This window comes from Dorea sp. AM10-31, assembly GCF_003435815.1.
Classification (GTDB): domain Bacteria; phylum Bacillota; class Clostridia; order Lachnospirales; family Lachnospiraceae; genus Dorea_D; species Dorea_D hominis.
Map to the genome: position 1 here is coordinate 90,319 of NZ_QTUV01000006.1, position 22,997 is coordinate 113,315.

Annotated in this window: 25 protein-coding genes and 1 pseudogene; 25 read left to right on the forward strand and 1 reads right to left on the reverse strand. The window is 41.9% G+C overall.

The window, feature by feature from the left end; translation table 11 throughout:
* The first annotated feature begins 20 nt into the window (after window positions 1-20).
* From DW125_RS14360 to DW125_RS10070, 5 genes and pseudogenes are all read left to right on the forward strand, one after another.
* On the forward strand, window positions 21-149 hold the full coding sequence (locus DW125_RS14360; protein ID WP_264291361.1) for a hypothetical protein: 129 nt from the start codon (window positions 21-23) through the stop codon (window positions 147-149).
* An 18-nt stretch (window positions 150-167) separates the two neighbouring features.
* Complete coding sequence (locus DW125_RS10050) at window positions 168-674, forward strand: AAA family ATPase (RefSeq protein WP_117538053.1); 507 nt, start codon at window positions 168-170, stop codon at window positions 672-674.
* Window positions 675-1,323: 649 nt separating this feature from the next.
* Window positions 1,324-2,214 carry a Fic family protein gene (locus DW125_RS10060; protein WP_117538054.1) on the forward strand — a complete coding sequence of 297 codons (891 nt, stop codon included), beginning with the start codon at window positions 1,324-1,326 and terminating at the stop codon, window positions 2,212-2,214.
* A gap of 122 nt (window positions 2,215-2,336) precedes the next feature.
* Complete coding sequence (locus tag DW125_RS10065) at window positions 2,337-3,218, forward strand: LysR family transcriptional regulator (RefSeq protein WP_117538055.1); 882 nt, start codon at window positions 2,337-2,339, stop codon at window positions 3,216-3,218.
* A 125-nt stretch (window positions 3,219-3,343) separates the two neighbouring features.
* Window positions 3,344-3,595 (forward strand): annotated as a pseudogene (locus DW125_RS10070) (flavodoxin); the annotation flags it as partial.
* 328 nt (window positions 3,596-3,923) lie between these two features.
* On the opposite strand, the gene DW125_RS10075 reads toward DW125_RS10070, so the two are convergent.
* Window positions 3,924-4,160 (reverse strand): helix-turn-helix domain-containing protein, encoded by a 237-nt coding sequence (locus tag DW125_RS10075; protein ID WP_005341369.1) that lies wholly within the window; start codon window positions 4,158-4,160, stop codon window positions 3,924-3,926.
* A gap of 210 nt (window positions 4,161-4,370) precedes the next feature.
* Between DW125_RS10075 and DW125_RS10080 the strand changes: the two genes are divergently transcribed.
* From DW125_RS10080 to DW125_RS10170, 20 genes are all read left to right on the forward strand, one after another.
* Window positions 4,371-4,682 (forward strand): hypothetical protein, encoded by a 312-nt coding sequence (locus DW125_RS10080; RefSeq protein WP_215727210.1) that lies wholly within the window; start codon window positions 4,371-4,373, stop codon window positions 4,680-4,682.
* Window positions 4,683-4,722: 40 nt separating this feature from the next.
* Window positions 4,723-5,055, forward strand: a complete 333-nt coding sequence (locus DW125_RS10085) for a DUF5720 family protein (protein ID WP_005341391.1) — start codon at window positions 4,723-4,725, stop codon at window positions 5,053-5,055.
* A gap of 187 nt (window positions 5,056-5,242) precedes the next feature.
* Entirely contained in the window at window positions 5,243-6,151 is a 909-nt protein-coding gene (locus tag DW125_RS10090; RefSeq protein WP_158526417.1) for a ParM/StbA family protein, read from the forward strand.
* Window positions 6,148-6,438, forward strand: coding sequence for a plasmid segregation centromere-binding protein ParR (locus DW125_RS10095; RefSeq protein WP_110102373.1), 291 nt, complete (start codon window positions 6,148-6,150; stop codon window positions 6,436-6,438). Before DW125_RS10090 ends, DW125_RS10095 begins: the two co-directional genes overlap by 4 nt.
* Window positions 6,439-6,592: 154 nt before the next feature.
* Window positions 6,593-7,183, forward strand: coding sequence for a hypothetical protein (locus DW125_RS10100; RefSeq protein ID WP_015513324.1), 591 nt, complete (start codon window positions 6,593-6,595; stop codon window positions 7,181-7,183).
* 70 nt (window positions 7,184-7,253) lie between these two features.
* A complete protein-coding gene (gene dcm, locus DW125_RS10105) occupies window positions 7,254-8,549 on the forward strand; it encodes a DNA (cytosine-5-)-methyltransferase (protein WP_110102375.1) in 1,296 nt (431 codons plus the stop codon).
* Between the two features lie 2 nt (window positions 8,550-8,551).
* Entirely contained in the window at window positions 8,552-9,508 is a 957-nt protein-coding gene (locus DW125_RS10110) for an amidoligase family protein (RefSeq protein ID WP_006426990.1), read from the forward strand.
* A 12-nt stretch (window positions 9,509-9,520) separates the two neighbouring features.
* Window positions 9,521-10,003, forward strand: a complete 483-nt coding sequence (locus tag DW125_RS10115; RefSeq protein ID WP_015513326.1) for a gamma-glutamylcyclotransferase family protein — start codon at window positions 9,521-9,523, stop codon at window positions 10,001-10,003.
* A 74-nt stretch (window positions 10,004-10,077) separates the two neighbouring features.
* A complete protein-coding gene (locus DW125_RS10120; RefSeq protein ID WP_110102377.1) occupies window positions 10,078-14,442 on the forward strand; it encodes a SpaA isopeptide-forming pilin-related protein in 4,365 nt (1,454 codons plus the stop codon).
* An 88-nt stretch (window positions 14,443-14,530) separates the two neighbouring features.
* Window positions 14,531-15,691 (forward strand): methionine adenosyltransferase, encoded by a 1,161-nt coding sequence (gene metK, locus DW125_RS10125; protein ID WP_164979694.1) that lies wholly within the window; start codon window positions 14,531-14,533, stop codon window positions 15,689-15,691.
* Window positions 15,691-16,668: a DUF3991 and TOPRIM domain-containing protein gene (locus DW125_RS10130; RefSeq protein WP_110102380.1), complete on the forward strand. Its 978-nt coding sequence runs from the start codon at window positions 15,691-15,693 to the stop codon at window positions 16,666-16,668. The genes metK and DW125_RS10130 overlap by 1 nt, the downstream gene beginning before the upstream one ends.
* A gap of 6 nt (window positions 16,669-16,674) precedes the next feature.
* The gene (locus DW125_RS10135; RefSeq protein ID WP_110102382.1) at window positions 16,675-17,421 is read left to right on the forward strand and encodes a hypothetical protein; all 747 of its coding nucleotides are present in this window, start codon (window positions 16,675-16,677) and stop codon (window positions 17,419-17,421) included.
* Window positions 17,422-17,432: 11 nt separating this feature from the next.
* Window positions 17,433-18,026 (forward strand): hypothetical protein, encoded by a 594-nt coding sequence (locus DW125_RS10140; protein ID WP_110102472.1) that lies wholly within the window; start codon window positions 17,433-17,435, stop codon window positions 18,024-18,026.
* Window positions 18,027-18,046: 20 nt separating this feature from the next.
* Window positions 18,047-18,850 (forward strand): DNA-methyltransferase, encoded by an 804-nt coding sequence (locus DW125_RS10145; protein ID WP_227280485.1) that lies wholly within the window; start codon window positions 18,047-18,049, stop codon window positions 18,848-18,850.
* Between the two features lie 81 nt (window positions 18,851-18,931).
* Window positions 18,932-19,255: a DUF7768 domain-containing protein gene (locus tag DW125_RS10150; protein ID WP_015513330.1), complete on the forward strand. Its 324-nt coding sequence runs from the start codon at window positions 18,932-18,934 to the stop codon at window positions 19,253-19,255.
* A gap of 138 nt (window positions 19,256-19,393) precedes the next feature.
* Window positions 19,394-19,564, forward strand: coding sequence for a hypothetical protein (locus tag DW125_RS14110; protein WP_004614514.1), 171 nt, complete (start codon window positions 19,394-19,396; stop codon window positions 19,562-19,564).
* Window positions 19,543-19,851, forward strand: coding sequence for a plasmid mobilization protein (locus DW125_RS10155; protein ID WP_006426981.1), 309 nt, complete (start codon window positions 19,543-19,545; stop codon window positions 19,849-19,851). The genes DW125_RS14110 and DW125_RS10155 overlap by 22 nt, the downstream gene beginning before the upstream one ends.
* Window positions 19,852-19,857: 6 nt before the next feature.
* A complete protein-coding gene (locus DW125_RS10160; protein ID WP_024852687.1) occupies window positions 19,858-21,141 on the forward strand; it encodes a relaxase/mobilization nuclease domain-containing protein in 1,284 nt (427 codons plus the stop codon).
* 2 nt (window positions 21,142-21,143) lie between these two features.
* Window positions 21,144-21,950 carry a PcfB family protein gene (locus DW125_RS10165; protein ID WP_004614511.1) on the forward strand — a complete coding sequence of 269 codons (807 nt, stop codon included), beginning with the start codon at window positions 21,144-21,146 and terminating at the stop codon, window positions 21,948-21,950.
* Window positions 21,951-21,955: 5 nt separating this feature from the next.
* The gene (locus DW125_RS10170) at window positions 21,956-22,942 is read left to right on the forward strand and encodes an ArdC family protein (protein WP_055172977.1); all 987 of its coding nucleotides are present in this window, start codon (window positions 21,956-21,958) and stop codon (window positions 22,940-22,942) included.
* Window positions 22,943-22,997 lie beyond the last annotated feature (55 nt).

The following is a 22,997-nucleotide window of genomic DNA, read 5'->3' on the forward strand; positions in this document are numbered from 1 at the left end:
GGAGAATTGGAGGTTTTAGAATGAAGAAAGATTTAACTAATTCAAGGCTAGATAGACAAAATATTCTAAATAATGAAATGGCAATTGAAGAGATACAAAATAAATCTGGTGTAGAAGGTATTGTATCAATAGAAGGCTGTATTGATTAGTAAAACAAGGAGATTTTTATGATTAAAGTTATTATGATGTGTGGAATATGCGGTTCCGGGAAAACAACTTATGCAAAGCAGAAAGAAAAAGAAGGCTATGTTCGCTTGTCCATTGATGAGGAAATGTGGAAAACTTACGGGAGAAAGGGGATTGATTATCCAAACGAACAGTATGAGAAACTTTCAGAAATAGTGGAAATGGCACTCCAGAAGGAACTCCTGTCTCTCATTCAACAAGGAAAACATGTAGTCCTTGATTTCAGCTTTTGGAATAAGGCAAACAGAGCGTATTATAAAAGGCTTATAGAAAAAGCTGGCGGTACACCAGAACTTGTTTATATGAAGGCTAGTAAAGGAACCTTACAAAAAAGATTGTATAAAAGGAATCAGTCTTTGAATGCTAATTCTCCATTCATAATAACAAATGAGATACTAGAGCATCATTATAACGATTTTCAAGAACCATGTGGCGAAGGAGAAAAAGTAATTTTACAGGAAGAAGATTGTGTTGGGGGCAGCCATTGATAGACCCGACCACCTTTGGTGGTAGGCAATACGAGGGGGAACCGCAAGGAATGTTGCTACCCCGTACGGTTATTCCGAGAGGGGGAATTTCCGTTACCGAAGATGAAGACTACAAATGTATATCCAGTACAATTAAAGTAATGGCTTGTATCAAATCTTACTGGCGATGAAGTACCTGCGTTTATCTGATGAGGAGTGGACAGTATTTGTAAATGCTTTCGATAAGCTGATTCAAAATAATAATGGTGTGGTCAGTCTCGTAGCAATGAATCTTCCTGCGGATTGGAAAGAACATTTAAGTGTATAAATGCAGTGGAATTGCATAAAATAATAAAGCAGACCTAACCAAGCGCTTTTTGCTCAAAATGGTTAGGCTTTCGGCGGAGTGTTACGATAAGCACTTCGCCATTTTTATTTTGATAAGGAACATTCACCTTTTACTTACATATGATTGCACAATTTGAACATAAAAAGCCTCATGATCATGTGCGAAAATGAAAGTGAAACTTATTAGATGATATAATTGTTATATCGGCTAAAAAATAGCGCAATGGGAAAAAAGAATGGCGTTTTTGCCGATGACGCGATATACTAATTAGCAGATTGGTAGTTTTGGATATAGGTTATGATTTGTGATGGAGGATTGTAGATGAGATACCTTTTAGTTGCTGATATAGCAAAAAAATGGAATATGTCAGAGCGCAGTGTTAGAAATTACTGTGCTCAAGGGCGTGTGAACGGTGCATTTCTTACTGGTAAGACATGGAACATTCCAGAAAACGCAGAAAAACCGGAGCGCACCAACAAAAGAAAAGAAGAGCCGATTACTCTGTTGGATATTCTGAAAGAGCAGAAGGCAAGTAAATATTCCGGTGGGATTTATCATAAGACACAGATTGATTTGACCTATAACTCTAACCATATGGAGGGAAGTCGCCTGACACACGATCAAACTAGATATATCTTTGAAACCAATACTATTGGCGTAGAAAAAGAAGTGCTGAATGTGGATGATGTGATCGAAACGGCAAAGCACTTCCGGTGCATTGACATGATTATTGATCATGCAAAAGCAGCTTTGACGGAGAAGTTCATCAAAGAACTTCATTTGGTTTTGAAGAATGGCACCAGCGATTCTAGAAAAGATTGGTATGCTGTTGGTAATTATAAGAAACTTCCGAATGAAGTCGGTGGCAGGAATACAGCCCTTCCAGAAGAAGTTGCCGATAAAATGAAGGCCTTGCTGACAGAATATAACGCCAAGGAAGCAAAGACCTTTGAGGATATTCTGGACTTCCATGTGAAGTTTGAGCGGATTCATCCGTTCCAGGATGGTAATGGGCGTGTGGGCAGATTGATTATGTTTAAGGAGTGTCTGAAATACAATATTGTTCCGTTTATCATTGAGGATAATCTGAAAATGTTCTATTACCGTGGATTGAAGGAATGGGATAATGAAAAAAGCTATCTGACAGATACTTGCCTGACCGCACAAGATAAGTATAAAGCGTATTTGGATTATTTTAGGATTGCCTGCTGAAATTGAACAAAATAATATGATGTGTGGGTGGTGAATAAATGCTTAAAGGTAAAGATATAGATGATGTCTGGGATGCAATATGATAGAATGGTTACAAGAAAAATTTGTAGGAATATAAAGATATGGAATTAAGATTATTACGCTATTTTTTAACAGTAGCAAAAGAACAGAGCTTTACAAAAGCAGCAGAACAATTGCATATTACCCAGCCAACGCTATCCAGACAAATGGCGGCATTTGAAGAGGACCTGGGAATAACATTATTTATTCGAAACGGGAAGAAAATATCGCTCACCGATGAAGGAATTTTATTAAAAAGGCGTGCCTTGGAGATTCTTAATCTTGAGGAAAGGACGCTTGAGGAACTGAAAGGAAAAGAAGAGGTTGTAGAGGGCACGATAACCATTGGATGCGGTGAATTTGCAGCAGTGGAGACATTGGCGAAGATATGTAAAACATATAAAGAAAAATATCCGCTGGTTCAGATTGTATTGCATACTGCAACAGCAGATGCAGTGTATGAGATGATGAACAAAGGACTTGTAGATATTGCATTATTCATGGAGCCGGTGGACACCGAAGGGCTGGATTATATCCGGATCACAGATTGCGATCACTGGTGTGTCGGAATGCGGCCGGATGATCCGCTGGCAGAAAAAGAGTTTATAAAAAAAGAAGATCTTATTGGAAAGCCCTTGATCCTGCCGGAAAGAATGAACGTTCAAAGTGAACTTGCCAACTGGTTTGGGAAAGACTTTTCAAAATTACAGATTGCTTTTACGAGTAATCTCGGAACGAATGCCGGAATTATGGCGGCAAATGGACTTGGGTATCCAATTTCAATTGAGGGTGCTGCAACAAAGTATTGGCGAGAGGATATTCTTGTACAGCGAAGAATTTCTCCTGAAATCACGACCAGTACGGTGATTGCCTGGCGACGGAATATCCCATATTCTTTGGCAGTCCGTAAAATGATCGAGGAGATTAATGCTTTTCAGGCATAAAACAAAATTCAATATAAGCATTAGACATAATGAAGCGATAGAGCTTAAAATAGATGTGTAAGATGAATGTAAATCTTATACATCTATTTTTTGTGAAAAATACGTATAGAAAGGGGCTTTTTATTATGAGTAAAAAATTAGTGGCATTTTTCAGTGCAAGCGGAACAACAAAAAAAGTAGCACAGATGATCGCAGAGGAAGCAAAAGCGGATTTGTTTGAGATTGAGCCGAAGATTCCATATACAAAGGCAGATCTTGACTGGATGAATAAAAAATCCCGAAGCAGTGTGGAAATGAGTGATAAGAAATACAGACCGGAGATTATGGAAAAAGAGATCGATATGAGTTCTTATGACGAGATCCTTCTGGGATTCCCTAAAATGGAGTACAGTTTATAGTAGTGTATAGCGTGTACCAAGTTATAATTATGGGGTTGAAAATAACAGTATACACAGATAATGTGGAAAAATGTGTATGACGTTTATATAGAAAATAACATTGAAAAAGAAATTCAAGAATGGGTAAATTCATTAAATTTAAAATAGAATAATAATTACATGAGTGACAGAAGATAAGAATCTGAATTCCCTGTCACTTTTATATTATTTGATAAGAAAAAAGAACTGGTTTATATCCGATAAGAATATAGACTGGTTCTTATTTTTAATATGCTATTATATACACAGGGAGTCGGGGAATGTCGAACTATAGCAAGCCGGAAAAGAAAGCATTGATATCGGTATGAAAGAGTTTTGCAAGTGCAACTAATTCAGATGCCTTAATGTTCATGCGATTTGTTTCCAGTTTGGCATAGGTACTTTTGGTGATGGAGATACCCATAAGATTTAATTTTGCAACTACTTGGTCTTGAGTCATATTGTTTTTATATCGAATTGCTTGGATATTTTTACCAATATCCATATCTGGTCTAATCTTTTGCATAATGATGAACTCCCCTTATAAAATAAAAAGTTTCGTAATACAGAAACATATATATTGATTCTAAAGAATTTAAATTTTATAATGTTTCGTAATAAGGAATTATTTTTAACAGGAAGAGGTAAAAGTATAATGGATGTGGAGATGGAAAAGAGAAAATTTTTAAATCTATGTGGCAAAAGAGATCGAGCATTATTGTCAGGTGAAAAAAGAATGACATTGGGGGATATGGAACGATTGACATATCTGACAGAATTTTTTGAACTGGAGAACTATGGAATCGCCTTATGGAAAGAATTTGGTGATGATGTAAAAGAGCCATTTGAAGCGATGATGAAAATGTTAGATGAGCCGGAGTGCATAGAAGATCGATGGCTTGATGACGAAGCAAAAGGGGAAAAGTGGTTGTTAGAATTTCAGGAACTGGCATTAACGGAAGAATACAGGGAATGGATTCGAAATTATATCGATAAAAAATATGAAGAAAGAGGATTACCATATCCGACAGGAGCAGACTTCGATTAAGAGGTCTGCTTTTTTCTGGTCTTTTGGGAGGTGATAAGAGGTGGAAGTAAGTATTTATGAACTCTTGGCGGCAGCAAGAGAATCGGCTAAATCTGATTATATAAAAGGGGACAGCATTTTGTGTGAGAAGAGATTTCATCCAGATACCCATTACATGGTAGAAATAGAACTGCTGAAAAATGATAACAAGCTGGGAAAAAAGGGCAATTATATACGGAAGTTTTTGACAGAACCGGAGTATCTTCCCATTTTACAAAAGCAGGAAAAACATCTCATAAAAATAAAAAGACAGGCAATTGTTCAAAAAGGAAACTTGCGATATATCCCTCCCCCGGACAGGCTGGACCGCCGCCGGGAGAGGGATCTTTTATAACCGGCTGGGAAGGAACAGTAGTGTTCCTCTGGCGATAGTGGTATAAAAAAGCCAGATTTTCCGCAGGTTTTGGGACGCTGGAACATAGAAAAGTGTTCACGAATGGCACTTTTGCAACGATCCGTTGCAGCAGTGACAACATTTTTGACCTTACGTTAAACAGAAAAAATGAAAGGATGTGATTGCGATAATCATAGGAATTGATCATGGCTATTATGCCATTAAAACAAGACAAGTGTCTTTCCCAAGTGGAATTATTGGGTATGATTACGAGCCGTATACCATGCAGAATGTTCTGCAATATCAAGGAAAGTATTATGTCTGCGGTACGGGAAGACAGACGCTGGTAAAAAATAAAACGTCAAATGATAATTATTATCTGCTGACGTTGGCAGCCATTGCAGAAGAAATCAAGCATCGGAAAGCGGAACGAAAGACAGAGGTAATTCTGGCTGTTGGACTTCCGCTTTCAAGTTTTGGAAGAGAGAAACAGGGATTCAGGGAGTATCTGTTGCGGAAAGAGCAGCCAGTGCGATTTTTATATGAAAGTGAGTTATATGAGATAACAATAAAAGATGTGAAACTGTTCCCACAGGGATACTCTGCGCTTGCTCTGCATCCAGAGTATCTGAAGAATGAACCGTCTGTTCTGCTTGTTGATATTGGTGGCTGGACCGTTGACCTTATGAGGCTGGACAATGCTGTTCCGAATGCAGCAACGTGCAGAAGTCTGGAACTTGGAGTAATCCGATGTATTGATGAGACAGCAGAACAAGTGCGTAGAAATACCGGACTGTCTGTGACAGAAACTCAAATTGAGCGTGTGCTTCGGGGAGAATCTTGCAGTATGGCAGAAGAGGCCAGACGGATCATACAGGAAAACGGACGGAAATATATAGAAAGAATACTGTCTGCGGTGACAGAATCCGGGTTTGATCTCCGGGCAGTACCCACCGTATTTATGGGGGGAGGCTCTGCAATTTTAAAACGCCACGTGACCACACAGGACGCGATTTGCCGCCCCGTTTTTATAGAGGACGTCCATGCCAACGCAACAGGGTATGAACGGATTGTACAGCAGATGTGGGCGAGATGACACGCCCTGTGTATTCGTTCCGCCCGAATCTGAAAAAACCAGAACACCAAAGGGCATGGGAGAAATTTCAAAGTGTTCCAGAAGGGCAGAAAAGCCAGTATCTGGTTCAGGCAATTCTGGAAAAAGAGGATCGAAAATGGCTGGAAGAAGTCATTCAAAAGACGATAAAAGAAAGTGTTCGAGAATTAGGAATATGTGGCACTACGGAACAATCGACAACGAACCCATCATCGGAAGAAATACCAGATCAGATGATGGATTTTCTATCTCAAATGGAAAATTTGTAAAGGGGGTGAGGCCTATGATTGCACGATACATACATTGTTGGATCTGCTAGGGGTAAGGCATAAAATGCATCGTTATCTTTGGTGGGTATTGTGAATAGCTTTCCATGCGGCTTTGGAGTATGTTGTGTGTAGCGAAAGAGAAAGGAGAAAGGTTATGGCAGAAATGAAAAATATCTGCGGAAAGATCCCGATGGACTTACATGAGAAAGTAAGAGAAGAGATTGAACTCACAGAAAGCAGCACACAAAAATTTTTACAACAGGTCATTGAAGAACATTTCAACAGACTGGAAGGAAAAGGAGAAATAAGCATGGGAGCAGTAAGAACAGTAGCAGTACAGGTATCAGAGGAATTATTCCAGAGATTAAAAGTAGTCATCGGAAAGAAACACATGAAACAGAAAGACTTCTTAATTCAGATTATAGAAGAAGCACTGGAAAAGGCAGAGGCCGAATGGCAAAGCAAAGATCAGCCTGAAGAATCCGAACAGACAATTGGAGAATTGGGAACAGAAGAAACACAACCGGAAGAAAGCACTGAGCCGGAAAGGGACAGCGAACCAGAAGAGGAAAGCGAACCAGATGGAGAGAGCGAACCGAAAGAGGAAAACGAACCAGAAGGGGAGAGTGAACCGAAAGAGGAAAACGAACCAGAAGGGGACAGCGAACCGGAAGAGGAAACTGAACCAGAAAGAGAAACTGATCTGGAAGAAGAAACCAAAACAGAAGAACCAACAGAATGGTAACCAATTGATACAGAATAACGAAGGGCGGTATGAGAAATCATGCCGCCTGTTTTTATCAGCAAAAAGGAGGTTGATAGCCGCAACCATTCAATTTTTTGATCTCTTTAGCGGAATCGGGGGATTCCGTGAAGGCTTAAGACGGGCAGGAAACTTTGTCTGTGTCGGACATTGCGAGGTGGATACTTATGCGGATAAGAACTACCGATTGCTGTTTGACACAGAAGGGGAGTGGTATTGTAGTGATGCAAGAACAATTGAACCAGAACGAATGCCAGATTTTGATTTACTCTGTGCAGGATTTCCTTGCCAGGCATTCTCTATCGCCGGAAAGCGAGAAGGATTTGCTGACGCAAGAGGAACTCTCTTTTTTGAAATTGCCCGGATTCTTGAAGCTAAAAGACCATCGTATTTTATCCTTGAAAATGTTCCCGGTTTGTTATCGCATGACAAAGGCCGGACGTTTTGCACCATCCTCAGTACGCTTTCTGAACTGGGGTATCATGTCGAATGGAAAGTGCTTAACAGCAAGGATTTCGGAGTCCCCCAAGCAAGAAAGCGGGTGTATATTGTCGGATATCTTGATTTCCGATGTGCCGGAAAAGTATTACCTGAACCAGAAACAAATGGAGCAGCTCTTGTTCAAATCCGGGCAGGAAGTCAGGGAAAAAGAGTCTACAGTCCAAAAGGATTAAGCTGTACCCTGACATCACAAGCCGGAGGAATGGGTGGAAAGACAGGATTATATGATGTGGGTGTTCCAATTAAAGAAAATACAAAGCTCGGCTACAAACTTGCAAGAGAGGGTGACAGCATCGATTTAGGCTATGCGAATCTCAACAGCAGGAGAGGAAGAGTCGGACATCAGATAGCACACACCCTGACTACAGGTATCCAACAGGGAACACTTCATTTTGTAGATTTGTCTCCGCCACCACTGGTAACTGAAGAATGCAGAAGCCTTAATACCCGACAATGTGGAATCCATAAATACAAAGGAGAATGTTCCGGCGTATTAAGTGAAGAAGGGGCAAGAGCAGTCCTTACACCAGCCAAAGAAAATGTCCGTCAGAACGGCAGACGCATGAAAGAACCAGAAGAACCGATGTTTACAATTACTGCAACCGATCGTCATGGCATCTTGTATCACGGAAGAATAAGAAGATTAGTTCCAAGGGAATGTCTGCGACTGCAGGGGTATTATGATTGGCAAATAAATAAAATCATAGACAGCACTTCTGATGCACAGCTTTATAAACAGGCTGGAAACGGAGTAACTGTCAATGTTATCGAGGCAATTGGCAGATTGTTACAAAAGGCAGACTCCGAACTCAACACACAGGAAGTGTCTGAGAAAGGAATCCATTAGGCATGATCGGTATAAAAGACCAATACTTTGGCACAGAAATCGAGATGACAGGAATTACCAGACAACGTGCTGCAGAAGTTGTTGCTGAAATGTTTGGAACAGAAGCATATTATGACGGCACTACTTATGGAGTCTGGTCAGTGATAGATTTGGAAGGAAAAAAGTGGAAATTTATGTCTGATGGGAGCATTTATACACAACGAAAAGTATACGGTCGAATTGTAGACGCAGGTGGAGAATATTCAACAGAAATGGTATCTCCGAAATTATCCTATGATGAAATGGGTAAGTTACAGGAAGTAGTACGATGTCTGCGACAGCATGGCGGTTTTGTAAATGAGTCCTGTGGTCAGCATGTTCATGTAGATGCATCGAATCATACACCGCAGAGTCTGAAAAATGCACTGACAATTATGTATGCAAAGGAAGATATTCTGTTCAAAGCACTGAAAGTGCAGGAGAGAAGAGCAAATAGTTATTGTCAGAGGGTGCGACCGGAGGTATTGGAGAAAATCCGAAAAATACCAAATAAATCAATCACAATGGACCGAGTAAGAAATGTCTGGTATGGAGGCAGGGATGGAAGTCATACCCATTATGATCATACCCGTTATTATGCTCTGAATCTTCATGCTGTGTTTTCAAAAGGAACTTTGGAATGGCGCTGTTTTGAAAGCACACTTCATGCAGGAAAGGTAAGAGCAAATATTACTCTGGCATTAGCCATTTCCGCACAGGCGATCAATCAGAGATCGACACAGATGAAAAAGACACTGATATCAGAAAATCCAGCATTTACATTTCGTACATTTTTATTGAGACTTGGGTTAATTGGAGACGAATATAAAAATGTCCGAAAACATTTGCTGGCAAATCTGGATGGTGATCTTGCGTGGAGATATGATAAAAGCACGTATGAGTGTTTGAAGAAAAATCAAAGGACAGAAGGAGTCAGATAGAGGTGAGAAAAAATGGAAGATAGATATTACTTCGCTTATGGCAGCAACATGAATCTGGAGCAGATGAAGTACAGGTGTCCGGCTGCGGAAGTTGTGGAAAATGTCCGGCTTGAAGATTATCGGCTGGCATTTCGAGGAAAGGCTCCGGGTAACGGAGTAGCAACGGTACTGCCGGAAAAGGGAAGCTGTGTCGAAGGAGTTTTATGGAAAATCACAGAAGCGTGTGAGAAGAGTCTGGATTTCTATGAAGGATTCCCAAGTTTTTATGGGAAAGAATCGATTCAGGTAAAAAATCAGGATGGAGTGGAGAAAGAGGTGTTTGTATATATGATGAACGCTCCGCACAAAGATGTTCCGGCAAGACCATCGAAGTTTTATCTGGATGGAATTCTGGAAGGATATAAGGATAACCAGATTCCAACAGATTCTGTCATGAAAGCGGTGAAGCGTACCAGACAGGAAGTGAAAAAAGAAAAAAATCGATATACAAGATAAAACGTACCGCAGAGGAAACATCTTCTGCGGTATTTAATTAAAAAAATCTATTTATAATTAGGAAGGAAAAGCACATGAAGGTTAGAAAATTAAAGACCAGAATAGCTGCTTTTGGACTGGCTGTCCTGATGGGCATCAGTACCTTGAGCAGTGTAAATGCGTTTGCGGTCGAACAGACAGGCTCGGAACAGCAGACGGAAGTACAGGCGGTAACAAGCCAGAAAGATACATCGGTTACAGCAGATGATATCACAAAAGCGGTTTCGGATGAAACATTTGCGGTGGAAACCTGTATGGAAGGAATCCATTATGATGCAGAAAAAGAAGATGTTACGCTTGTAAGTATCAAAGATGAGAATGGTGGAGAGTATCATTCTGACAAAGCAGGAACATATATTGCCACTTATATGGTCGTTCCAAAAGATAAGAGTGACAGCTATACCATCACCCGGAAAGTGACTCTGACGGATACAGAAGGTCAGGCACATTCTGAAGAAAATGGTGGAGAGAAACAGAAGTCAGATACAGAATCTGAAGATGATTCGGATTCGCCTGTGCAGAACTACACAGATGTAGAAATTGAAACATCCGAAGAAGATGCATCTGCACAGGCAGTCAAAGAACTGAAAGAGGACATCGAAGAGGGAAATGTGATGGTATTGTCTGCGGCTGAAAGAGCTACAAGCAGCGGTTCCACAGTTACATTGACAAAGGGGAGAACTATTTATTATCCAAGTTATATTGGAAATTATCTTACTTGCCTGTTTACAGTCAATGGGAAAATTGCATACTGCCTTCAGTCCCAGAAAGCATCCCCACCGAGTGGAAGTTATGTAGCACAGGTACTGGACAGCAATAAAAATCTACAGAAAGTCCTTTATTATGGTTATGGCGGGGCAGGAGATCTGACAGGAAGTTATCTGTCTGGAAAAACGGAAGATGAAAAGTATGTGTATACACACATTGCAGCCAGCTACGCTTATGCAGGAGAAGCCGGATTTACAGGGTGTAATTATAATGACCTTGTAAATGCAGGGGTTATCGCATATATCAATTATCTGTTTGGACAGGAAGAACCGCCAAAAGGTGAACTGAGCCTTTCAAGCACAAAGCTGAATGCAGTACGGGATGGAAACATCCAGAAAACACCAAATATCACACTGTCTGGAGATCACAGAAACTATGTGACATTGAGTGTACCGGAAAATGTGACAGCACATAATCTTTCCAAAGGAACAAGTGTTACAAATGGAAAAATCCAGATTTATGGTGGAGATACATTCTATCTGTCTGCGGATTTATTACTGACAGGCAGTTATGCTTCCGGCAACTTATATGGTTCTGTCGGAAAGACATGGAGAACACTGGTGCTGACAACCGGAAATTCCAAGCAGGATATCGGTGTATTTGAAAGTGAAACAGCAGCTCCGGTAAGTTTTAGTGTACAGTGGCTGAATATGACACGCATTGAACTTATGAAGAAAGATGTCAATACACAGAATCTACTGTCAGGAGCAGTTTATGGTATTTATACTGATAAGAAGTGTGAAAACCTGCTGATGACAATGTCAGCAACCGGAAGAGATGGAAAAGCAGTCAGCGATTATTTTGATTCTGCACTGAAAACTGTGTATGTAAAAGAGATCACTGCTCCGACAGGATATAAACTGAATACAGAAGTATATAAAGTAGATGTTGCAGCCGGAAAGACATTGAATGTAACAGCAACAGATGAGAGAGTCACCGGAAAAGTAAAAATCGCAAAGATCGATAAAGAAACACTTGCATTTAAAGCGCAGGGGGACAGTGCTCTTCGTGGTGCGGTGTATGGTCTTTATGCCAAAGAGGACATCGTGCATCCGGATGGCACAACAGGAGTTCTGTATAAACAGGACAGCCTGATTGCACAGGGAGTCATCGGAGATGACGGAACACTGGAATTTTCAGAATTATACCTTGGAGAAATGTATCTAAAAGAAATCACTCCACCGGAAGGATATACACTGGATACTACCAAATATGAGGTATCAGTAACTTATGAAGGTCAGGATGTTGCCGAAGTGACAAGAGACCTTACGGTAAAAGAGCAGGTAAAGAAACAGGCATTCCAGTTAATCAAAATCAGTGAAGATGGAGAGCAGACAGAAACGGACCTGGTTGCAGGAGCAAGATTTAAGGTATATCTGATCAGCGACCTGACACAGGTGAAAAATGGGAAACTGAAACCGTCCAATGGAGAAAGCTATACAGCAAGTGATTTCAAGAATTATGACTTCAGCAAAGAGCAGGTTGCAGTTACTTATGAGAATGGAACCGCCGTACCAGTACCGGAACTGATCACTGATACCAAAGGATATGCAGTCAGCCCGGAACTGCCGTATGGAAGTTATGTTGTAGTGGAAAGCACTACCCCGGAGAATCTGAAAACCATTGATCCATTTGTTGTAAATGTGGAAAATGACAGCAGAGAACCAATGCAGTGGAGAGTATTTGATGACCGTCCGTTTGAATTTTTGTTGAAAATCGTAAAGAAGGATGCACAGACTGGAAATACGGTTTTAAAGGCCGGAGCCTCTTATAAGATTTACGATGTGACAAATAAGAAATATGTGGAACAGGTTGTTCAGTATCCGAAGAAAGAAAAGATCAGTGTATTCAAAACAAATGAGGAAGGATATCTGATCACACCGCAGGAACTGAAGTGCGCTACCTATCGAATCGAAGAAGTAAAAGCACCGGAAGGATTTGTAAGACAGGGAAGCGAAGAGTCCCTGTATGATGGAACAACGATTATTTCACCATTAGAGCAGACTACAAAAGGAACATATAAAGAAAATCCACAGAATGGTATTGTAATTACAGTATCCTCAAACACTGCACATCAGATTGATCCGGATACAGGAGCTGCGATTGTAGAAGTAGAACAGAAAAATGACGAACAGGTAGGAAGCCTGCTCCTGACGAAAAAGGGAGAACAGCTTACCGAAGTAACCGGAGATTCTGTTCTGGCAAAAGTAAAAGCACTGGTTTCTAAAGTAAGAAATACCGTATCTGGTAAAGAAGAAACAGGTATTTATAAAGGCTTTAAATATGAAGAAACCGGAGTAGAAGGTGCTGAATTCGAAGTATATGCCAAAGATACCATCTATTCACCGGACGGAGCAAAGGACGAAGAAGGAAATCCAGTTGTTCGTTATGAGAAAGATGATCTGGTAGCCAAACTGACTACAGATGAAAATGGAACAGCAGTTATCAACAATCTGCCACTGGGAACGTATTATCTGAAAGAAGTTGTAGCAGGAGAGAATTTTGTCCTAAATACAGAACAGAAAGAATTTACCCTGACAGCAGAGGATGATACACAGGCAGTTGTTTATGAAGGCGTTACCTATAAAAATGAAAGACAGAAAGTTTTCGTATCAGTAGAAAAGAAAGATTCTGTCACAGGCGAAAAGCTGGAAGGTGTTATTTTTGGACTGTATGCTGCAGAAGATATTCTTTCTAATCAGGGAGAGGTTCTCGTAGAGAAAGATACCTTGCTGGAAAAGAAAGCAACGGATGCAAAGGGAACACTTACTTTCGACAGTGATCTTCCACATGGAAAATACTATGTCAAAGAGGAAGTCAGAAAAGCTGGATATCTTCCAAATGAGGAAGTATGGAATGTAGATGCAACTTACGAAAATCAGAATCTTGCAAAGATTGAACTGAACAAAGAAGTTGAGAATCAGCCGACAGAAACACGCATTACAAAAACAGATGCAACTACCGGAAATGAGCTGGAAGGAGCCAAACTGCAGGTCATTGATAAAGACGGAAATGTTGTGGAAGAATGGGTAAGCAGTAAGGAAGAACATGTCATTTACGGACTGCCGGAAGGAAGTTATACCTTACATGAGGAACTGGCTCCTTATGAAGATGGCTATGTGTCTGCCAGCGATGTGATGTTTGAAGTCAAAGAAGATGGCAGTGTGACAAAGGTTGAGATGAAAGATGAATATTCCAAAGTGGAAATTTCAAAAACAGACCTTACAACCGGAAAAGAACTGGAAGGGGCAAAGCTTCAGATTATCCGCAAAGACGGAACTGTTCTGGAAGAGTGGATTACAGATGGAAAACCACATTCCGTTGAAAAACTCCCAGTCAATGAAGAACTTACTCTGCGTGAGATCACAGCACCGGATGGTTACGAGATTGCGGAAGATGTCACATTTACATTGAAAGATACAATGGAAGTCCAGAAAGTAGAAATGAAAGATGCCAGAACACCGGAGAAAACAACAGAAAAAACAAATGCACCAAAAACAGGTGATAACCAGAAAATATGGGCGTTTGTTCTGCTTGCACTGGCATCTGCTGGAACAGCTACAGGAGTGACTGTATACCGCAGAAAGAAGTCAAAAATGACAGACAACAAAAAAGAAACAGAAGAAAAATAAAATAAAAATTACAGGATAAACCAATCTGACAGGGCAGGAGATGTGCATAAAGCAGCTTCTGCCCTGTCTGTATATAAGGAGAAGAATGATGAGACGTTTTTATACAGCAGAATCAGTAACAGAAGGACACCCAGACAAAGTATGCGATCAGATAGCAGATGCAATCTTAGATGAATGTCTGCGTTACGATCCATCTTCGAGAGTGGCGTGTGAAGTCCTTGCTACAAGAGGAAATGTGTTTGTAGCAGGAGAAATCACCAGCGGATATGAACCACCAGTGTTTGATGTGATCCGAAAAGTTTTAGAAGAGTGTGGGTATTGTACAGATGGGATAGAAATGGATACGTTTGTACACCAGCAGAGTCCAGATATTGCGAAAGCAGTGAGTGTGTCGAAAGAATTTCGGGATAATATTGGTGCAAAGATAAGAGACAGAAGCAGGGGAGCTGGAGATCAGGGTGTTATGGTCGGATATGCGTGCGATGAGACTCCGCAGCTTATGCCAATGCCGACTGTTCTGGCACACCGGATCACACGTGAACTTTCGGCTTGCAGAAGAAGCGGATATATCAAAGATATCTTTTCTGATGGAAAAGCACAGGTAACCGTAGAATATGAAGATGGAAAACCAGTGAGACTGGAAAGTGTTGTTGTTTCCTGCCAGCATGGTGCAGAAAAGAGCCTGAAGAAGTTAGATGCCGAGATTAGAGAGAAAGTGCTTCGCTCAGCACTCAGATTACTGCCGCCGGATGAGGATACGAAGATTCTGATTAATCCGTCAGGAAAATTTGTGTGTGGAGGGTTTGATGCAGATACCGGACTGACGGGGAGAAAGCTGATGGTGGATACTTATGGCAGTATGATTCCGCATGGCGGCGGTGCATTTTCGGGAAAGGACTGTTCGAAAGTAGACCGTTCGGCGGCTTATATGGCAAGGTATATCGCCAAAAATATAGTAGCTGCTGAGTTTGCAAGCAAGTGTCAGGTGTCTCTGGCTTATGCAATCGGAGTAGCAGAACCGGTTATGATTGAGGTAGATACCTTTGGTACAGGAAAAGTGTGTGCAGATGATTGTCTGGCGGCAGCAATCCCACTGGTGTTTGGAGTGACACCCGTTCAGATCATGGAATCCCTTCGATTGAATCGTCCGATTTTCCGGCAGACGGCAGTTTTTGGTCATTTTGGAAGAAAGGAGTTTCCTTGGGAGCGGACAGATAAGGTACTGGCTCTTCAGGATACGATTCTGTAATGCCTTGGGTAACAGAAGAAGAGATTCAGGCAGCAAAAAATATGACTGCGTATGAGTATTTGCGAACACATCAGGCACAGAGACTGCAAAAGACAAGAACCAGAAATGAATGGCAGTTGACGGACCATGACAGTTTTAAAATCAATGAATTGTCGAGTAAATGGCATTGGAAATCCAGAGATATCGGGGGAGTGTCTGCACTGCGGTTCCTGATTGAAGTGGATGGAATGAAATTTACAGATGCTGTAAAACTGCTGTGCGAAGAGAGTCCGTCTTTTATTCCGACACAGTCTGCCGAAAAGGAAAAACCACTATTTAAACTGCCGGAGAGATATTGTAATTGCAGACGAATCAGGGCTTATTTAAACCACAGAGGAATCAGCGATGAAGTGATCACATATTGTATTTCACATGAAATCCTTTATGAAAGTGTCCCGTACCATAACGCAGTTTTTGTTGGGAAAGATGAATCCAGAAAAGCAAGATATGCATTCCTGCGAGGAATCTATGAAAAAAACGGGAAGGGATTCAAGATGGAGCAGACCGGGAGTGAAAAAAAGTACAGCTTTTGCATTCCACCTGAAAGAGAAACAAAGCGAGTTGCCGTATATGAAGCGTGTATTGATGCATTGGCACACATGACACTGGAAGAAGGAAAGAGGGATAAATATCGTCTTTCCCTTGGGGGAATCGCTGCTCCGAAAGAAAACGCACTGATACAGAGTGAACGTTTTAAAAAGCCGCCGGACGCACTGGAAGAGTTTCTGAAGAACCATCCGGAAATCAAAGAAATTGAAATATGCACCGATAATGACTTTGCCGGGAGATGGGCGAAAGAACAGATGAAAAAACATTACGAGGGAACGTATCAGATTATCTGCAATCTGCCGGAAAAAGAAGGGGAAGATTATGCAGACCTTGCGAAAGAAAAAAAGCAGGCAAATAAATGCAGGGACAGACCATTGGAAAGAAGGTGATAGAGAATGGAAGAAAAAGGAACGATGCACGTACATCTGTTGACGGAGCTGACTGGAAATCTTTATTCAGAAGAATCCGAATGGGAAGAAGATTGGTCGGAGAGTGATGAATATGGAATGCCGTTAGATGGAACAGAACTTGCCGATTATGAAGAAGTCATCCGAGAAGAACTGGAACGTTATGGGGAAGATGATCTCATGCAGTATTTTGATGGAAGTGAGTCCATTCAGGGAAAGATACAAAGTGCAGTTGTTACGATAGAAAACAAAGACGGAATCCTGTACGGCTGTACCAAACTGGAATTAAATGAATTTTTAAGTCAGGAAGAGCTACAGGAATTCACCGAATACATTACAGGACAGTACAGTGACGGTTGGGGTGAAGGATTTGAGCAGAGGGATATAAAGGTGGATGGTGGAACGCTGAATGTGCATTTTTGGCATCCAGATATGGAACAGCCGAAAATGTATGAAAAGAAAACAGAGCAGATTCCGACAAAGCCTGAGAAACAACGTCCCAAGTTACAGTTCCTTGGACATGATGGGAATATTTTTTCCATTATGGGCGATGCCTCAACTCTTTTGAAAAAGAATAAACAGACAGCAGAAGCAAAAGAAATGTGTAAAAGGGTATTGGAAAGTGGGGACTATTACAAAGCACTTTTGATTATCAGCGAATATGTGGAAACTGAGTTGAGTCCACCACCAAAAGAAAATAGGAAGGCAAAGAAGAAACAGCAGCCGGAACGGTGAAAGGAGAGAACGTGAGTAAGTATAAGATTACAGAGATTGAACATCCGAAATATCCATGGCTCCATCGAATACAGGCGGTGTCAGATGTGAATGAGAAAGTACCAAAAGGAACACTGGGCGGTTTTATAGAGAATGAAAACAATCTGTCACAGGAAGGGACTTGCTGGATTTATGATGATGCAATCTGTTGTGAAAACGGTGAGGTAAAGGAAGAGGCTGCACTTTATGATGGCAGTCTGGTCAGAGGTTATGCTGTTGTTACCGGAGATACTACTTTTTATGACAGAGCAGTTGCGAAGAGAGACTGTTATATCTGTGGCGGTGAGATAAAGGAAAATGCGGTAATCAGTGGAAAAGCATTTATTGATACGGTAGGAGTAAATGCACCTGTTATCGGTGGAGAAAGCCATGTGTATGGAGAAGTAAGAGGAAATATCTATATCAAAGGGGATATTTTCCCTTGGGATATATTTAATAACCACACAAAAGATATGTTCTTATATGAAAATGGAAAGTGGAGTGCTTTTTCTGTTCCTGAGAAACTGAAACCGCCACAGTCCTACCAGAAAAGACAAACAAAGAAGAAAAATCAGCCGGAACGCTGAGAAAAGAAAGGATGATGCCTATGACAAATGGCCTGAGTTTGGAAGAACTTATGAAAGAGGGAACATACCCAGAGGAATATGCTGAAGGGGAAAACTGGAAAATATTACATGGAGATACATTAAAACTGGTCAAAGCATTCCAGCCGGGAATCTTTGATGCAGTCATTACCGATCCACCGTATGCGTCCGGTGGAACAAAGCAGAATGAAAGAAATCGTACTACAAACCAGAAATACAGCAGTATGAGTGCTGCAAATGCACTTCCGGATTTTGATGGGGACAATAAAGATCAGAGATCATGGACACACTGGATGGCTGAGTGGCTTTACGATGTGCGGAAAGCCTGCAAGAAAGGAGCTCCGATCTGTCTGTTCATTGACTGGCGTCAGTATCCATCAATTACCGATGCATTGCAGTGGGCAGGATGGATTTGGCGAGGAACAGCGGTGTGGGATAAGGGAAACTCCCGTCCACAGAAAGGCCGTTTCCGCCAGCAGGCTGAATACATTGTGTGGGGCAGTAATGGACCGATGCCAATCAACCGTCCGGTATCTTGTCTGCCGGGAGTCTTCCGATATGGAAATCCGCAGAACCGGATTCATGTGACAGAGAAGCCGTTGCAGCTTATGAAAGATGTCATCCAGATTTGCGAACCGGGAGGTCTGATCCTGGACCCGTTTGCCGGAGCAGGAACGACTGTCCTTGCAGCGGTTATGACAGGCTATCGTGCAGTAGGAATTGAGGTAACAGATGCCTACTACAAACTGGGAAGTGACAGAGTGAGAATTGCATTAGAAGCAGAGCAGAAAGAGGATGAAAAGTAGCCGGGATGTCCAATTGGACATCTTGTTTTTTATAGAGAAAATACTTGGCATCCAACTGGATGCAGGAAGGAGATGGAGCGTATGGAACAGGCGCTGGCTTATGTGTGCTGTTCAGCAGAAGAAAGTCGGGTAAAAGTGCAGAAATATTGCAGAAAAATCTATGAACTTGGGTATGTACCAATCTGTCCGAGATTTGTATTCTCACCATTTTTGGAAGAATCCGATGCAGAAGATATGCAGGGATATGGAAGAATGTCCCATATCCTTTTGCGGAGATGCCGGATGGTAGTCGTATGTGGGAAAGAAGTGACAGGAACAATGAATACCGAAATCAGTATGGCAGACAGACTCCATATCATTTGTACGACACTTGATGGACTGGTACAGATAAAAGAATCAAAATAAATCGGAATCGAGTTAATCCGGTACTACAGAAACTGGTGGTACTCGTTTTGCAAGCATAGCGTTTGGATATCCAAACGCACTTTGGGGAGAACCCCAATCCCCCGAATACAAAATGAAAACGGAAAGGAAGGATAAGCTATGTTAAGAGACGGAGTCATGATTATGATCGCATTGATGTGTGGAGGTTGTTTCGGAGTCGTGGTGACCTGCTGTATGGTAACTGCGAAACGGTCGGATCAGGAGCTTGGCGATATGATGAAAGAGAAAAGAGAAGGGACGGTGATGCAATGCGAAAACGAAACCATGTGATCCCGGTGCGGTTAAATGCAAGGGAACTCAGGGAATTGGAGGAACAGGTGGAAAAAAGCGGACTGAGTCGGGAAGAGTTTATGCGTTCGCTGATCTTAGGAGCACAGGTACACGCAAAACCTTGTGAACATCACCCGGAACTGCTTAGGAAGATAGCGGGTCTGTGCAATAATGCGAACCAGCTTGCCCATGTTGCGAATGCTTCGGGAATGGCAAGTGAGCAGAGTGTGCAGGAAATGCTCCGGCTTACCAAAGAGATATGGCATCTGGTAAAGGAAGAGTGGTAATGACAGATGGCTTATACAAGTGTTATCCCCGTCCACCGCCTGGACCGTTCCATCGAATATGTGAAAGACAAAGAAAAAACCACACAGAAAGCAGACTCTCTGGAGGCTGCCATTGATTATGCCATGAACCGGACAAAGACGGAACAGGCGGTCTTCGAAGATACCATCGGATGTACCAATGAAAATGCGTATGCAGATATGGTGGCAACAAAAAAGAGATTCCATAAGATGGGCGGTGTGGAAGGATACCATCTGGTACAGAGTTTTGCAGAAGGTGAGGTGACACCGGAACTGGCACATCTCATCGGACAGGAACTGGCAGACCGGCTCTTAAAGGGACAGTATGAAGTCGTTATCACAACGCATCTGAATACCAGACATTATCATAACCACATTGTCTGGAACTCTGTGAGCATGGCAGACGGGCGTAAGTACCACAGTAATGCAAAGAGTTATTATACGGAGATCCGGAAGATCTCCGATGAGCTGTGCAGAAAATATGGCCTGTCTATCATTGAATCCGACCAGAAAAAATCAATCCCTTATGTACAGTGGAAAGCGGAACAGGAAGGGAAACCGACATGGAGAAGTGCGATCCGTCTGGATATCAGGGAGTCTGTACAGGAAAGCTACTCCTGGTCACAATTCTTAAAAGAAATGGAAAAGCGTGGATACACATGGAAACTGAACCGGAAATATGTCGCTTTAAAGGCTCCGGGGATGGAACGGTACATCCGGCTACGGTCTCTTGGAAAAAACTATTCCGAAGAGGAGATCCGTGGACAGATCTTACAGCCAAAAGTAAAACGCATCTATCAAAAGACGGTGCAGATTCCTCCAAAGAGGAAACTGACCGGGATACAGGCATTATATTATTCCTATCTATATCAGATGGGAGTACTGCCAAAAAGACCGAGAAGAAGTCCGTATGCCATCAGAGAGGATATCCGGAAACTGGATCAGAGGATTGAACAGATTGAGTTTTTAATGAAGCATGACATTACGACCAGAGAACAGCTTGCCACATACCGTGAGCCGTTACAAAAGCAGATTTCAGAACTGATGAAGGAACGCAGAAAGCTCTATCGGAATGACAGTGAAGACAGTGGAAAAGTACGGCTGTCCGAAATCAATGAGGAATTAAAAAATCTCCGAAAAGAAGTCCGTATGACCGTCCGGATTGAAAAGCATTCATTGGAAATCGAAGAAAGACTTCGAAAGGCAGAAGAACAAAACCAGAATGAGAAACGTGTGGAACACAAAGAAAAAGAGAGTCAGGAGGTGAGATAAGTATGAATTACGGAGCAGAACCGGCAGATCAGGTGGTGCGGTACAGTCTGGAAGGAATGGAATACTCTTTGAAGATTACCGGAAATGTGGCAAAGCATGTGGCAATCTTTATTGCGGCCGCCCTGAAAGATCAGAAAAAGACAAGAGGGAAAACAAGGCTTACCAGAATGTTAAAGGAACAGCGCCCGATGAAATTTTTTACCGTTCCGGGTGACCGCTTAAAAGAATTTGCAAAAGAGGCCAAGGCGAGAGGTATCTTATATGTAGTCATCAAAGATAAGGTGAATCCGGATCAGACAGAGGTCATGGTATTTGCAGATGATGCAGCAAAGATGAACCGGGTATTAGACCGGATGAATCTGGATTTTGTAAAAGCAGAATCAGGCTCTATGGTTACAGAAGCAGTGGAAAAAGAGAATGCACCGGAAAAGGCAGAGAACCAGATGGAAAAAGAAACCGGGGAGAATGTACGGACAGAGACCGTTGTCCTGCCGGAAGGCAAGATAGAATTTGAACTGGATGATGCGGAAGAAATGTTCCAGATCGGGGATGAGGCTTTCCCAGAAGGAAATTTTACACATGCGCAGGAGGGGAAAGCAAAGAATCCGTCCGAACCTTTCTCGCGCAACAAAAATATTTCTTCCGGTCGGGAAACTAGCTGGGAAGAAAAGAATGAAAAACCATCTGTGCGGAAAGAACTCGGAGATATCCGTAAGGAACAGGAAGAGAAACGTAAGAGGCCGGACAGACGGAAAAATGCCAGAGAGAGCAGGAAGAAACGTAAGAATATGAAAACGAAAGGCAGGTAATGTATATGGATTTAACAGATATGATTTCAGGTGGAACGGAAGAACAGCAGATTCCTGAACAGAAATTGACCAAGGAAGAATATGCAGCCAAGAAGCAGCAGGAAAGAGAAGAGGTATGGGCTGAAGTAGATTCACAGGCACAGGGAGTTTTTCAGGATGGAGAAAAACTGAAAGGCTTTCTGGATTTTATGGCAGAGTGTAATACACAGAGAACTCCGAATCTGCTTTTGATTTACGGACAGCATCCAGATTTTAAGGTAGTAAGGTCTTATGAACGCTGGAGAGAAGAACACCGTTCAGTAAAAGCAGGGGAGCATGGCATTACTTATATGATTTCCACTGAATACGAAAAAGACGGTGAAATGCGGAGAGGGTATACGATCGGAAAAGGATTTGACATCAGTCAGATGTCAGGAAAGCCATTGGAAGAACGCCCTCAGCGAAGTCTGACAGAACTGATAGGAACTGTCTTAAAAGACCAGTCGGTACGTGTGCAGATTGAGGATGATCTGCCAGACAAAGTGCAGGCCCAGTACAATCCGAGATACCGTACCATTTATATCCGCAACGGAATGAGTGAAGTAACGACATTCCATGCACTGAACAGAGAACTGGCGTGTGCAGCACTGGACCAGCATACCGGAACCTACAGCCGACAGAAAGTCAGTGCACAGGCTTATTGTGCAGCCTATGTGATTGCGAAACGTTATGGTGTGGATGTTACCGGATTCAATCTGGAGTATATTGCACAGAGGAATGAATGCGGAAAGAAAGATCCGCAGGAACTGAGAGACTTTTTAAATGATGTCCGTCAGGCTTCCTACAGTATACGAAACCATATCGAACGCAATTTTGGTGCAAAGGAACAGGAGTATATAACCGATGAGTTCGCAATCGGAGACCCTGTAAAAATACCGGAAACCAAGGATGAAAAACCATCTGAAAAAGCATCCGGAAAAGAGAAAAAAGCAAAGAGCCAGCCGGAACGATAAAAGTGAAAAAGTTGGACGGTTGGAGTAGCTATTACGGAGGTCTTGTGATATGGTT